Origin of the sequence: Halorubrum sp. Atlit-28R (genome assembly GCF_003665955.1) — an archaeon.
In the GTDB taxonomy this organism is placed as follows: domain Archaea; phylum Halobacteriota; class Halobacteria; order Halobacteriales; family Haloferacaceae; genus Halorubrum; species Halorubrum tropicale.
The window spans coordinates 27,340-39,850 of sequence record NZ_QPLS01000003.1 but is presented as its reverse complement, the minus strand read 5'-3'; the positions used below and the strand labels follow the sequence as shown (position 1 = coordinate 39,850).

Below are 12,511 nucleotides of genomic sequence, written 5' to 3'. Positions count from 1 at the left end.
CGCCGCCCGCTAACAGGAGCAGTAGTACTCGCGGTCGACGAACTCCGTCTCGAACAGCTTCGCGGCCGGGCTCGGGTCGGAAGGCCGGTACACGCCGGTCGTCAGGTCCCCCTCGCGCTCGAACGCGCCGGAGACGAGCCGGCGCCAGTCGGCCGCCGACAGCTGGTCCCAGAAGGCGTCGTCGCCCGCCAGAAGCGAGAGGTAGTCGCGGAGGTACACCCACCGCGTCGGCTCGACGCCGTCGGACTCGTAGGTCGCGTCCGTGACAGCGGCGTAGGCGGCCATCGGGAGGTTCGCGCCCGCGGCGACCGGCATCGAGATCCACTTCCACGGACGGGTGTTGACGTCGAGCAGCAGGAACTCCTCGCGGTCGGCGTCGTAGACGAACTCCGACTCGCTGATCCCGTGGTACCCCGCGTCGCCGAGGACGGCGAGCGCGCGCTCCTCGATGGCGGGCTCGTCGGCCGTCTCCACGAGACAGGAGGTGCCGAAGTTGCGCGGGTACCGAACCGCGGCGTTGCCGACGACCGCGAGCGCGTCGCCGCTCCCGGACGGCGGGACGTAGGAGGCGAGCGAGTGGTCGCGCCCCGCCGCGATGTCGACTCGCTTCTGGGCCATCACCGCGATCCCCTCGTCGCTCGCGGCCGCGACGACGTCCGCGAACTCCCCGCGGTCCGCGACCTCGATCACGTTGGTGCCGAACGCCTCCTCGAAGTCGCGCTTGAGCTCGGGTTTCACCACCAGCGGGAAGCCGAGCGCGTCGGCCGCTTCCTCGACCGTCGCGTCGGGCTCGCGCGTCGCCGCCGCCGCGGTCTCCGCCAGCCGGTACGTCTCCGGGTAGGGGACGCCGAGCGCCTCGCAGGTCGCGTACAGCTCCGACTTGTTCAACACGTCGTCGAGCGTCTCGCTGCCGGCGAACGGGAGCCGGACGCCGTCGGGATCGGCCTCGGCGTACGACAGCGCCCACTCGTCCATACAGCCGAACGCGACCGCCTCGGTGCCCGCGGCGTCGGCGACCGCCTCCACGTCCTCGCGGAACCCGTCGAGGTCGTCGAGCGGGTACGTCACCGCCCCGGCGTAGTCGACCGCGTCGGACGGCGGCGCGAGCCCGTCGTGGGCGACGGCTCCGGCGTCGGCTCCCGCGTCGCCGCCCGCCCGGTCGAGCGCGATCACGGGCACGTCGTGGGCGTCGAGCGCGCGAGCGACGCCGAGCCCGGTGATGTGCGCGTTGCTGACGAGCGCCGGCGGCCGGTCGAACTCGGCGCCCGCGAGCGCGTCGATCAGTCCCTCCGTGGACCGGAACGTGTCTGCCATACCCCGCCTCGTCGGCGGACGCACAAAAGGGTCCCACGTGCCGGCCCGGAGTGCCCGTATCGAGGACGGAGCGGGGATCGTCCGCGTCGGCGGTCGCGGTTCGCGCGGGCGACGCGAGCGGCTTTTCAGGGCGCGTCGCCTCCGGATCGGTATGACCGAAACCGAAGACGAGGCCGACGCCGAGCGCGTCGACGACGCCGACGACGCCGCCACGGCCGACGAGCTCCCCGACCGGGTCCGGCGCGCGTTCGCGGCCCACGGCTCGTTCGAGCGCGAGGGCGACGCCTGGGTCTCGACGACCACCGCGTTCGACGGCCGCGTCCGCGCCGAGCCGGCGGCTGAGGGACGGATCGCGTTCGCGGTCACCGTCCGCGTGCCGACGCTGTCAGCCGTCACCGCCGACGAGGTGGCCGACGTGGTCGAGGACGGCTGGGCCGACACGTTCGAGCGCCGCGCGGTCGACGTGGGCGGCGTCACCCGGACGGACCGCGAGTTCGACCCCGTCGTCGAGCGCGAGGGCGACGAGATAACGGTCGCCTACGAGTTCGTCGACGTCAACGAGCGCCGCGGCGTCGACGACGCGGGCGCGCTGATCGACTTCGTCGAGGGGACGTACGTCCAGGGCGTCATCCCGGGCTACGAGTACACGGCGCCCGTCTCGGACCTGCTCTCGGCCGCGCGGCAGCAGGGCGGCGGCGGTCCCGTCTGAGGCCGATAGGGGGAAGTGTCGGCGGCCCGTACGGCGACCATGCTCGCGCTGTTCGGGTTCGGCAGCCTCCTCGCCTTGGTGGCGTTCCACACGTTCCTCGCCGGGGTCGCGACCCGGTTCTTCCGGATTCAGCTCTCCACGTCGTGGGGATCCGTCCTCTACACGCTCGTGTTGACCCCCCTGCTCCTGCTCGTCTCCACGCTCGTGTTTACCGGCGCGCTCGGCGTGGGAACCGGGATCGACGTGGGGAGTTCGACGATCCTGTTGGCGCTCCTGATCGCGCTCCCCTTGGCGCTCGGGGTCGCCATCGACTACCTCTACGTCCCGTCGCCCGACGACTACGAACTGCCGGACACGCGCTGACGGCGACCGCCGTCGCCCGCGGCTGCCCCGGCGGTCAGCGGTCGACCAAGCCGGCCACGATGTCCTCGACCCGAGCGACCACGTCCTCCGGCGCGCGCGTCGCGTCGACGCGATGGAACCGACCGGGGTCGGCGTCGATCAGCCGCTCGTAGTTGTCGCGCACGGCGGCGAGGTAGCCGTCGCGCTCGAACTTGTCGGTCCGGCCCGCCCGCTCGGCCGCGGTCTTCGGGTCCAAGTCGAGGTAGATCGTCGCGTCCGGCGGGCGCGAGAAGGCGGCGTGGATCCCGCGGACGTACTCAAGCGGTCGCTCGATCCCGGCGTCCGAGCGCGCGAGCGTCGCCCCCTGGTAGGCGAACCGCGAGTCGGAGTACCGGTCGGCGATCACGAGGCCGCCGTCCGCGAGCGCCGGACGCACCGTCTCCGAGAGGTGGTTCGCGTGGTCGGCGGTGTACAGAAACAGCTCCGCGAGCGGGTCGGCGTCCGGGTCGCCCATCGAGCGCCCGACCGCCTCGCCGTACCAGCTGTCGGTGGGCTCGCGGGTGAACGTCGCGTCGGGGTACACGTCATGTAGCGCCTCCCAGACCGTCGTCTTGCCGCTGCCGTCGAGCCCCTCCAGCGTGATCAGCATGGTCGCGTTCCGCCGCGGCGAGGAATAAACGGCCCGGGTCGGAACGGGGTCGCTCGGGGGCGTCGCGACGCGTTCGAGCGCGCTGGTCGACGGCGGCGAGAGCGACGCGAGCGTTTTTCACCCGCGGGCGCGACCGGGCGGATATGTTCGACCGGATCTGCGTCCCCACCGACGGCAGCGACGCGGCCGCGGCGGCGTTCGACCACGTCCTGGCGATCGCCGCCGACCACGGCGCGACCGTCCACGTCCTCCACGTCGCGGACACGACCCGCGACAGCGTAACGCGCATCGGCCGCGACGTGGTCGACGTGCTGGAGACGGAGGGCGAGTCGATCGTCGAGGCGACGGCCGCGCGCGCCGCGGAGCGCGGCGTCGACGCGGAGACGGCCGTCGAGCAGGGGGGCGTCCCCGAGACGGTCGTCGACTACGCGGACCGGACCGACGCCGACCTCGTCGCGATGTCCACGCGCGGGCGGCAGGGCGTCGAACGCCTCGTCGGCAGCACCACGGAACGCGTCGTCCGGCGTTCACCGGTGCCGGTGCTGGCCCTCCGGCCGGGCGACGAGGCCGTCCCGTACCCGTACGAGGACGTGCTGGTGCCCACCGACGGGAGCCCGGCCGCGACCGCCGCGCTCGACCGCGCACTCCCGGTCGCCGAACGGGCCGGGGCGACGGTCCACGTCCTCTCGGTCGTCGACACCGGCGGCATCGGCGTCGGGGACCACGTCGACGTCGACGTGCTCTCGGAGTACGCCGACGACGCGGTCGCGGCAGGCGTCGAACGCGCCGAGGCGGCCGGACTGGAGGCGGTCGGCGCCGTCGAGGTCGCCTCCTCGCCCGCCCGGGGGATCCTGTCGTACGTCGACGACCCCGGCGTCGATCTCGTGACGATGGGGACGCACGGGCGGACCGGCGTGGGCCGGTACCTGCTGGGCAGCGTCGCCGAGCGCACCCTCCGCAGCGCTCCCGTTCCGGTGCTGACGGTCCCGGTTCCGGACGAGGAGTGACCGCGACAAACGGGTCAACCGCCCTCGCCGCGGACCTCCCTGCCCCGGATCGCGCCGGCGTCCGCGAGCGTCTGACATCGCGGTAGGTTTACGGGCCTTCCACGCCTCGTGGCTCGCATGAAAGTGTTGGTAGCCGGGGGGACCGGATTCATCGGGTCGTACCTCTGTCGCTCGCTCGCCGACGACGGCCACGCCGTGACCGCGCTCTCCCGATCGCCCGAGGAGGCGCCGGAGGGCGTGACGGGCGTCAGCGGCGACGTGACCGACTACGACTCCATCGCCTCGGCCGTCGAGGGGCACGACGCGGTCGTGAACCTGGTCGCGCTCTCGCCGCTGTTCGAGCCCGACGGCGGCAACCGCATGCACGACCGGATCCACCGCGGCGGGACGGAGAACCTGGTCCGCGCGGCGGAGGACGGCGGCGTCGACGGGTTCGTCCAGCTCAGCGCGCTCGGCGCGGACCCGAACGGCGACACCGCCTACATCCGCGCGAAGGGCGAGGCGGAGGAAATCGTCCGGGACAGCGACCTCGACTGGACGGTCTTCCGCCCCTCCGTCGTCTTCGGCGAGGGCGGCGAGTTCGTCTCCTTCACCAAGCGGTTGAAGGGGATGTTCGCGCCGGGGGTCCCGCTGTACCCGCTCCCCGGCGGCGGGAAGACGCGGTTCCAGCCGATCCACGTCGAGGACCTCGTACCGATGATCGCCGCCGCGGTGACGGACGACGAGCACGCCGGCGAGACCTACGAGATCGGCGGCCCGGAGGTGCTCACGCTCCGGCAGGTGACGGACCTCGTCTACGAGGCGGAACGGAAGGGCGTCACCATCGTCCCGCTGCCGATGCCGCTCGCGAAGGTCGGCCTCTCGGTGCTCGGGGCGGTGCCCGGGTTCCCGATGGGGCCGGACCAGTACCGGTCGCTGAAGTTCGACAACACGACCGCCGACAGCGACGTCGGCGCCTTCGGCGTCGACCAGGCGGACCTGACGACGCTCGGCGAACACCTCGGGATCCGATGACCGGGGGACTGAACGTGTCAACTGTCCTAATCTCAACGCTGGTAACGGCAACCGAAGGCTTATATACGAGATCGCGTTCTGTTCAGTTCAAACGCGGAGGGAGCACACGATGAAACTCGCAATGATCGGATTCGGACAGGCGGGGGGTAAAGTCGTCGACAAGTTCTTGGAGTACGACAAGCGGACGGGCTCCGAGATCGTTCGAGCCGCGGCGGCCGTCAACACGGCGAAGGCGGACCTCATGGGGCTCGAACACATCGCCGAGGACCAGCGCGTCCTCATCGGCCAGTCGCGCGTGAAGGGCCACGGCGTCGGCGCGGACAACGAACTGGGCGCGGAGATCGCCGAGGAGGACATCGACGAGGTCCAGGGCGCCATCGACTCGATCCCGGTCCACGAGGTCGACGCCTTCCTCGTCGTCGCCGGCCTCGGCGGCGGGACGGGCTCCGGCGGCGCGCCGGTGCTCGCGAAGCACCTCAAGCGGATCTACACCGAGCCCGTCTACGGGCTCGGCATCCTGCCGGGCAGCGACGAGGGAGGTATCTACACCCTCAACGCGGCCCGCTCGTTCCAGACGTTCGTCCGCGAGGTGGACAACCTGATGGTGTTCGACAACGACGCCTGGCGGAAGACGGGCGAGTCCGTCCAAGGCGGCTACGAGGAGATCAACGAGGAGATCGTCCGGCGGTTCGGCATCCTCTTCGGCGCCGGCGAGATCCAGCAGGGTCAGGAGGTCGCCGAGAGCGTCGTCGACTCCTCGGAGATCATCAACACGCTCTCCGGCGGCGGCGTCTCCACGGTCGGCTACGCGGAGGAGGAGGTCGAGGAGCGTTCCTCGGGCGGCCTGCTCTCGCGGCTCCGCGACGACGGCAACGACGAGGAGCTCGACAGCGCCCACACCACCAACCGGATCACCAGCCTCGTCCGGAAGGCGGCGCTCGGCCGGCTCACGCTGCCCTGTGAGATCGAGGGCGCGGAGCGCGCGCTGCTCGTGCTCGCCGGGCCGCCGGAGTACCTCAACCGGAAGGGCATCGAGCGCGGCCGCAAGTGGCTCGAAGAGCAGACCGGCTCGATGGAGGTCCGGGGCGGGGACTACCCGTACCGCGGCGCCGGCTTCGTCGCGACCGTGATCCTGCTCGCGGGCGTCACGAACGTCCCGCGGATCAAGGAGCTCCAGCAGGTCGCCATCGAGGCGCAGGACAACCTCGACGAGATCCGCGAGGAGAGCGACGACAACCTCGACGAGCTCGTCAACGACGACAGCGACGAGCTGGAATCCCTGTTCTAAGACCTCCCACCGCCGCGATGGAGGTCATCGTTCCCTTCTCGACCGACCGTCCGAAGTCGCGACTCTCGGACGCCCTCTCCCCCGACGAGCGCTCGGCGTTCGCCCGCGCGATGCTCGACGACGTGCTGGACGCCGTCGCCGCCGCCGGCGGCGAGCCGCACGTCCTCGCCACCGACGCGGTCGACGCGGACCGCCCGGTCACCGTCGACGACCGCCCGCTGACCGCGGCCGTGAACGCGGCGCTGGACGCGCGACTGGGGGCTGACAGCGACGAGAGCGACGCCGACGGCCCCCCCGAACCGGTCGCCGTCGTGATGGCGGACCTCGCGCTGGCGACCCCCGACGCGGTCGAGCGCCTGTTCGCGGCCGGGCGCGACGCGGAAGTTGCCATGGTGCCGGGCCGCGGCGGCGGCACGAACGCCTTCGTCGCCTCGCACCCCGAGTTCCGGGTGGACTACCACGGCGCCTCCTACCTCGACCACCGCGACATCGCGGCCGAGGTCGGCGCGTCGTTCGCCGCGGTCGACTCGCACCGCCTCGGGACCGACGTCGACGAGCCGGACGACCTCGCCGAGGTGCTGATCCACGGCGAGGGCCGCGCGGCGGCGTGGCTCCGCGAGGCCGGCTTCGCGCTCGACGCGTCCGAGGGCCGCGTCGCTGTCGTTCGAGAGTGACCGAGACAGGGTCGCCGCGGTCGTTTTCTCCACCCATCGCCGCGGTCGTCTCCTCCGCCTGTCGCCGGGCGTAACCGGTTCCGGTGTCGTCGGGGGGATCCGCAACCGCGATTCTTTTTAAACGCCGACCGCGAGTGACGGCCGTGTTCGCCGGGGCCGACGAGTACGGGGTCGACGTGACTGTCGCCGACCGGGCGGTCGAGCGACTGCTCTCGGTCGGCCCGGACGACGTCGAGGCCGCCGACCGGCTGACCTTCGCGCGCAACGTCTTCATCCCGCTCACGACGGCGTGCCGGTACACCTGTACCTACTGTACCTATTACGACGTGCCCGGCGAGGCGTCGCTGCTGTCGCCCGCCGAGGTGCGCGAGCAGTGCCGCGTCGGCGCCGACGCTGGCTGTACGGAGGCGCTGTTCACGTTCGGCGACGATCCGGACGAGCGGTACACCGAGATCCACGAGACGCTCGCCGAGTGGGGGTTCGACTCGATCCACGAGTACCTCTACCGGGCCTGCGAGATCGCCCTGGAGGAGGGGCTGCTCCCCCACTCGAACCCGGGCGACCTGACCGAGGCGCAGTTCGCGGACCTCCGCGAGGTGAACGCGTCGATGGGCGTCATGCTGGAGACGACCGCGGACGTCGACGCGCACGCCGGGGGGCGCCGGAAGACGCCCGGCCAGCGGCTCAACACGATCCGCGCCGCCGGTCGACAGGGCGTCCCGTTCACGACCGGCGTCTTGGTCGGCATCGGCGAGGACTGGCGCGACCGCGCCGAGAGCCTGCTCGCGATCCGGGCCCTCCACGAGCGGTTCGGCCACGTCCAGGAGGTGATCGTCCAGAACGTCGTGCCCAACGAGCGCTCCGACTTCTCGAGGCCCGACCGCGACGTGATGCGCCGCGTCGTCGCGATGGCACGCGCGGCGCTGCCGCCCGAGGTCTCCGTTCAGGTCCCGCCGAACCTCTCGCCGGCGGCGGAGCTCGTCGACTGCGGGATCGACGACCTCGGGGGCGTCTCGCCGGTGACGGACGACTACATCAACCCGGCGTACGAGTGGCCCGACCTCCGCGGGCTCGAGGCCGTGGCGGACGCCGGCGGCGTGCCGCTCCGCGAGCGCCTCCCGACGTACGCCCGGTACCTCCCCGACGACATCCGGCCGCCGGGCGTCGACCGGGCCCCCGATCCCGACGGTCGCGAGGCGTGGATCCCTCCGGCGGTTCGCGAGCGGATGGCCGACGACGACGTCCACGGCCGTCGGCTGCGCGCGGTCGCTCGCGGCGACGGGCCGCTCGCGGTGCGGAGCGACTGACACGCCGCCGCGCCGGGCGAGCGCCTCCTCCGGCCGGGAGTAAACAAGCGCGCTGCCAGTAGCTTCTTTATATAGTCTCGCGAACGGGGTGACGATGCTCCCCTTACAGCTCGACGCGATCGCGAACGCGGTCGACGTGGCGGCGATCGCCGTGACGGTGGTCAGGTTCGTCGCCGGCTTCGTCGCCGTGTTGTTGCTCGGAAAGCTCGTCCTCATCCCGGGGCTGCGACGGGTCGTCAGGGCGCGCGGGTTCGACGAGGCGGTGTTGAGCCTCGGCACGAACGTCCTCAACGCCGTCGTCTGGGTGGCCGCGGTCGCGATCGGCTTCGCCGTCGCCGGCTACGGGAGCTTCCTCTCTGCGTTCGCCGTGTTCGGCGGCGCCATCGCGCTCGCGGTCGGCTTCGCCGCACAGGAGCTCCTCGGGAACTTCGTCGCCGGCGTGTTCATCCTCAAGGACAAGCCGTTCGAGGTCGGCGACTGGATCGAGTGGAACGGCAACTCGGGCCGCGTCGAGGAGATCGACCTCCGGGTCTCGCGGGTCCGGACGTTCGATAACGAACTGGTGACGGTGCCGAACGGCGACCTCGCGAACAGCGCGGTCACGAACCCCGTCGCCTACGACACGCTCAGACAGAAGTTCGTCTTCGGGATCGGCTACGACGACGACATCGACGAGGCGACCGACATCATCGTCGAGGAGGCCGAGGCCCACGAGGAGATCCTCGACGACCCCGGCGTCTCGGTCCGGCTCGTCGAGCTCGGCGACTCGGCCGTCGGGCTCCAGTCGCGGTGGTGGATCGCCGACCCCGACCGCGGCGACTTCGTCCGCGTTCGCTCCGAGTACGTCACCGCGGTGAAGGAGTCGTTCGACGACGCCGGCATCGACATGCCGTACGTCCACCGGCAGCTCACCGGCAGCGTCGAAGTGATCGAGGAGGTCGCCGCCGAGTAGGCCGCAGCCGCGTCCGCACCGCTATCCGACCTCTTCCTCCGCCTCGCCCGCGTCGGGCCGGTACTGCCGGCTGACCGCCTGCCACCGGTTCGAGCGGAACCGGTAGCCGTTCAACCCGGCCGGCACCAGCTTCTCAGCCACCAGCGCCGCGTAGAGCCCGCCGACGCCGAGCGGCGTGACGAGGCCGACCAGCGCGACCGGGAGCGCGAACGCGTACAGGCCGATCATCGACGCGAGGAAGGGCCAGCGCGTGTCGCCCGCGCCGCGAAGCGACCCCGTTATCGAGCCGTCCACGCCGAGCGGCAGCGCGCTCACCGCGGCGGCGACGACGAACGCCGCGGTGGCGCTCACCGCCGCCGGCTCGTCGACGAACACGCCCGCGATCGGCGTGGCGGCGGCGATCACCGCGGCCGACGCGAGGACGTAGACGACCGCCGACAGGGAGATCACGTCGCGGCCGTACGCCGTGGCGAGCGCCTCCTCGCCGGCGCCGAGCCGCTGGCCGACGAGCGTGCTCGCGGCGATGGAGAACCCCCAGCTGAAGCTGCCGAGCAGCGCCCTGACGCGGCGGCCGACCTCCAGGGCGGCGACGGTCGCCTGACCGAACGACGACGCGACCCACAGGAGCGGGAAGACGACGACGCCCTCGGCGACGCGGCGCGCGATCAGGGGCGACGAGACCCGGAGCAGCTGGCGCGTCAGCCCGGCGTCGAACCACGGGCCGGAGCGGCCGACCGGGACGGGGGAGGCGCCGCGGCCGAGGTACGACCGCCCGGTCATCCCCCACGCGAGGACGAGCCCGACGGCGGCGATGGAGACCGCGGTGCCGAGGCCGGCGCCGAACACGCCTAACCCCGCGCCGAGGACGAGCCAGACCGTGAGGACGACGTTCAGTATCGCACCGCCGGCGCGCGCGACCATCGGGGTGCGGGTGTCGCCGACGCCGGCGTACGTCCGGCTGGCGATCATGTTGAAGAACTCGAAGGCGAGCGCGGGCGCCGTGACCGCGAGGTAGGTGGTCCCCGCCGCCAGCGCAGCCCCCTCGCCGCCCACGAGCGAAATCAGCCGCTCCGCGCCGAGGACGTACCCCGCGACGATGGGCGCGACCAGCAGCGCGGCCACGATCAGCGACTGCTTGACCACGAGGCCGGCGCGCCCGCGCTCCTCGCCGCCGTAGTTCTGCGAGACGAGCGAGACGGTGCCGCCCGCGAGCCCGATGGAGACGAACTTCGCCAGCTGCCAGTACGCGAACGCGAACCCCATGCCCGCGACCGCCGACACCCCGACCGCGTACCCGATCACCGCGAGGTCGACGGTGTTCTTCGACATGATCGCGAACCCCGTCACGATCCGGGGCCACGCCAGCCCCATCGTCTCGTCCAGCCGCGACCGGTCGATGACGCCGGCCCGGTCGAGCGCGCCCGCGACCGCCTCGGCGACGCGCGCGGCGCCGTTCCGGAGCCGGGATAGCATTGGACTCCCGTACGGGTCGCGCCGGCTTGTGTCTGTCCGTCACGGCCCGCGACCGGGCCGCGCGGCCGCGGTCGGAGCGCAACCGTTTTGACGCGACCACTGGACTATACCACACGTGAATACCAGCGAGTGGCGGACGTACCTCGTCACGGCGGCAAGCCGCTCCGCGGGGCGCGCGACCCCCGAGGTAGTGGCGGCCGCGCTCGACGGGGGGCTCGACGTCGTCCAGCTCCGCGACAAGGCGGCGACCGACCGCGAGCGCTACGAGACGGGGCTCCGGCTCCGCGAGCTGACCGCCGAGGCCGGGGTCCCCCTGCTCGTCAACGACCGGATCGACCTCGCCGCCGCCGTCGACGCCGACGGCGTCCACCTCGGGCAGACGGACCTCCCGGTCGCGGTCGCCCGCGAGCGGCTGGGCGAGGACGCGGTCGTCGGCGTCTCGGCCTCGACGGTCGAGCAGGCCGAGGCGGCCGAGGCCGCGGGCGCGGACTACCTCGGCGTGGGGGCCGTCTACGGCACCGACTCGAAGGACGTCTCCGGCGACCGGGACGGGATCGGGGTCGAGCGGATCGCCGCGGTGGCCGACGCGGTCGACGTCCCCGTCTTCGGGATCGGCGGGATCGACGCGAGCAACGCCGCGCCCGTGGTCGAGGCGGGCGCGACCGGCGTCGCGGCGCTGTCGGCGATCACCGCCGCCGAGGACCCGGCGGCGGCGACCGCGGCGCTGCGCGAGGCCGTGACGGAGTGATCCGGCCCCGCCGGTGTGGCGTCGACCGCACCGGCGCGGTCACCAGTCGCGCTCGAACTCCGGGTCGAACAGCCGCGCCGACATCGGCGCCGGGTCGCCCTCTGTGAGGTTGTACGCCGAGAAGTCGGTGACGCCCGCGTCGCGGAGCAGTCCCTCGTCGTAGAAGCTGTTTCCCGTACACTCGGCCGGGTCGCGGGCGAGGATCTCGAGGACCGCGTCGGAGACGACCTCGGGGGTGCGCCAGTCGTCCTCGGTCCCGAGCCCGAAGTAGCGCGTCGCGCGGGTGTCGATGGTCGTCACCGGCCAGAACGTGTTACAGCCCACGTCGTCGCTCCCGAGCTCCTCTGCGAGCGAGAGGGTGACGAACGACATCCCGAGCTTCGACCACGCGTACGGCGCCTTGCCCGGCGAGCGGTCGGTCGTGACCGGCGGCGCGTTCGTCAGGAGCCACGCCTCGTCGAGCCCCGCGAGGTGGTCGGCGAAGGCGTGCGCGACGAGGTGAGTCCCGCGCACGTTCACGTCCGTCAGGAGGTCGAAGCGGTCGGCGGGCAGGTCGGCGACGTTCGCCAGCTGGATCGCGCTGGCGTTGTTGATCACGATGTCGACCTCGCCGAAGCGGTCGATCGCCTCCTCGACGACCGCCTCGACGCGGTCCTCGTCGCGGAGGTTCAGTTCGAGCGGGAGCGCCTCCGGCCCGCGCTCGCGCACCTCGCGGGCCGTCTGCTCGATCGACCCCTCCAGCTCGGAGTCGTCGTCGTCGGTCGTCTTGCCCGTCGAGACGACGTTACAGCCGCGGTCGGCGAGCGCGAGCGCGATCTGCTTGCCGATGCCGCGAGTCGTTCCGGTGATGAACGCCGTCGAGCCCGAGAGGTCGGGGTCCGCGAGTGGCATACCGCCCGTTCGACCGGCCGGGGGATAATTCTCGGTGGTCGATTCGCGGAATCGACGCGCGGCGGCGACAATTGGTAATAAGCGAACGATGCGGTGGCGCGTGCCTGCGAGCGGCCGACAGGCCGCGAAGCGGCACGCGCGAG

13 protein-coding genes are annotated in these 12,511 nt (G+C 72.3%); 9 read left to right on the top strand and 4 right to left on the bottom strand.

Features of this window, described 5'->3' with window-relative positions; genetic code table 11:
* Nucleotides 1-9: 9 nt before the first annotated feature.
* Nucleotides 10-1,314 carry a carboxylate--amine ligase gene (locus DVK06_RS05755; protein WP_121599628.1) on the bottom strand — a complete coding sequence of 435 codons (1,305 nt, stop codon included), beginning with the start codon at nt 1,312-1,314 and terminating at the stop codon, nt 10-12.
* A gap of 151 nt (nt 1,315-1,465) precedes the next feature.
* On the opposite strand from DVK06_RS05755, the gene DVK06_RS05750 reads away from it, so the two are divergent.
* A complete protein-coding gene (locus tag DVK06_RS05750; protein WP_121599627.1) occupies nt 1,466-2,023 on the top strand; it encodes a DUF5813 family protein in 558 nt (185 codons plus the stop codon).
* A 39-nt stretch (nt 2,024-2,062) separates the two neighbouring features.
* Complete coding sequence (locus DVK06_RS05745) at nt 2,063-2,386, top strand: hypothetical protein (RefSeq protein ID WP_053772725.1); 324 nt, start codon at nt 2,063-2,065, stop codon at nt 2,384-2,386.
* 34 nt (nt 2,387-2,420) lie between these two features.
* Here DVK06_RS05745 and tmk read toward each other — a convergent pair whose 3' ends face one another.
* Nucleotides 2,421-3,014 carry a dTMP kinase gene (tmk, locus tag DVK06_RS05740; protein ID WP_053772724.1) on the bottom strand — a complete coding sequence of 198 codons (594 nt, stop codon included), beginning with the start codon at nt 3,012-3,014 and terminating at the stop codon, nt 2,421-2,423.
* A 143-nt stretch (nt 3,015-3,157) separates the two neighbouring features.
* Between tmk and DVK06_RS05735 the strand changes: the two genes are divergently transcribed.
* From DVK06_RS05735 to DVK06_RS05710, 6 genes are all read left to right on the top strand, one after another.
* Nucleotides 3,158-4,021: a universal stress protein gene (locus DVK06_RS05735; protein WP_121599626.1), complete on the top strand. Its 864-nt coding sequence runs from the start codon at nt 3,158-3,160 to the stop codon at nt 4,019-4,021.
* A 117-nt stretch (nt 4,022-4,138) separates the two neighbouring features.
* On the top strand, nt 4,139-5,035 hold the full coding sequence (locus tag DVK06_RS05730; protein ID WP_121599625.1) for a complex I NDUFA9 subunit family protein: 897 nt from the start codon (nt 4,139-4,141) through the stop codon (nt 5,033-5,035).
* A 109-nt stretch (nt 5,036-5,144) separates the two neighbouring features.
* Nucleotides 5,145-6,323 (top strand): tubulin/FtsZ family protein, encoded by a 1,179-nt coding sequence (locus DVK06_RS05725; RefSeq protein ID WP_173230323.1) that lies wholly within the window; start codon nt 5,145-5,147, stop codon nt 6,321-6,323.
* A 17-nt stretch (nt 6,324-6,340) separates the two neighbouring features.
* Nucleotides 6,341-6,997 carry a 2-phospho-L-lactate guanylyltransferase gene (gene cofC / locus DVK06_RS05720; RefSeq protein WP_121599624.1) on the top strand — a complete coding sequence of 219 codons (657 nt, stop codon included), beginning with the start codon at nt 6,341-6,343 and terminating at the stop codon, nt 6,995-6,997.
* Between the two features lie 143 nt (nt 6,998-7,140).
* Complete coding sequence (gene cofG / locus DVK06_RS05715) at nt 7,141-8,304, top strand: 7,8-didemethyl-8-hydroxy-5-deazariboflavin synthase subunit CofG (protein WP_121599623.1); 1,164 nt, start codon at nt 7,141-7,143, stop codon at nt 8,302-8,304.
* Between the two features lie 94 nt (nt 8,305-8,398).
* Complete coding sequence (locus DVK06_RS05710) at nt 8,399-9,256, top strand: mechanosensitive ion channel family protein (RefSeq protein WP_053772718.1); 858 nt, start codon at nt 8,399-8,401, stop codon at nt 9,254-9,256.
* 21 nt (nt 9,257-9,277) lie between these two features.
* On the opposite strand, the gene DVK06_RS05705 is transcribed toward DVK06_RS05710, so the two are convergent.
* Complete coding sequence (locus DVK06_RS05705; RefSeq protein WP_121599622.1) at nt 9,278-10,729, bottom strand: MATE family efflux transporter; 1,452 nt, start codon at nt 10,727-10,729, stop codon at nt 9,278-9,280.
* A 115-nt stretch (nt 10,730-10,844) separates the two neighbouring features.
* On the opposite strand from DVK06_RS05705, the gene thiE reads away from it, so the two are divergent.
* A complete protein-coding gene (thiE, locus tag DVK06_RS05700) occupies nt 10,845-11,477 on the top strand; it encodes a thiamine phosphate synthase (RefSeq protein WP_121599621.1) in 633 nt (210 codons plus the stop codon).
* Between the two features lie 39 nt (nt 11,478-11,516).
* Here the strand turns inward: thiE and DVK06_RS05695 are convergent, their stop codons facing one another.
* Entirely contained in the window at nt 11,517-12,368 is an 852-nt protein-coding gene (locus DVK06_RS05695) for an NAD(P)-dependent oxidoreductase (protein ID WP_121599620.1), read from the bottom strand.
* Nucleotides 12,369-12,511: the final 143 nt, after the last annotated feature.

Coding starts and splice junctions, on each gene's coding strand:
- DVK06_RS05755 (WP_121599628.1), bottom strand. CDS start 1,314: ATGGCAGACACGTTCCGGTCCACGGAGGGACTGATCGACGCGCTCGCG.
- DVK06_RS05750 (WP_121599627.1), top strand. CDS start 1,466: ATGACCGAAACCGAAGACGAGGCCGACGCCGAGCGCGTCGACGACGCC.
- DVK06_RS05745 (WP_053772725.1), top strand. CDS start 2,063: ATGCTCGCGCTGTTCGGGTTCGGCAGCCTCCTCGCCTTGGTGGCGTTC.
- tmk (WP_053772724.1), bottom strand. CDS start 3,014: ATGCTGATCACGCTGGAGGGGCTCGACGGCAGCGGCAAGACGACGGTC.
- DVK06_RS05735 (WP_121599626.1), top strand. CDS start 3,158: ATGTTCGACCGGATCTGCGTCCCCACCGACGGCAGCGACGCGGCCGCG.
- DVK06_RS05730 (WP_121599625.1), top strand. CDS start 4,139: ATGAAAGTGTTGGTAGCCGGGGGGACCGGATTCATCGGGTCGTACCTC.
- DVK06_RS05725 (WP_173230323.1), top strand. CDS start 5,145: ATGAAACTCGCAATGATCGGATTCGGACAGGCGGGGGGTAAAGTCGTC.
- cofC (WP_121599624.1), top strand. CDS start 6,341: ATGGAGGTCATCGTTCCCTTCTCGACCGACCGTCCGAAGTCGCGACTC.
- DVK06_RS05710 (WP_053772718.1), top strand. CDS start 8,399: ATGCTCCCCTTACAGCTCGACGCGATCGCGAACGCGGTCGACGTGGCG.
- DVK06_RS05705 (WP_121599622.1), bottom strand. CDS start 10,729: ATGCTATCCCGGCTCCGGAACGGCGCCGCGCGCGTCGCCGAGGCGGTC.
- DVK06_RS05695 (WP_121599620.1), bottom strand. CDS start 12,368: ATGCCACTCGCGGACCCCGACCTCTCGGGCTCGACGGCGTTCATCACC.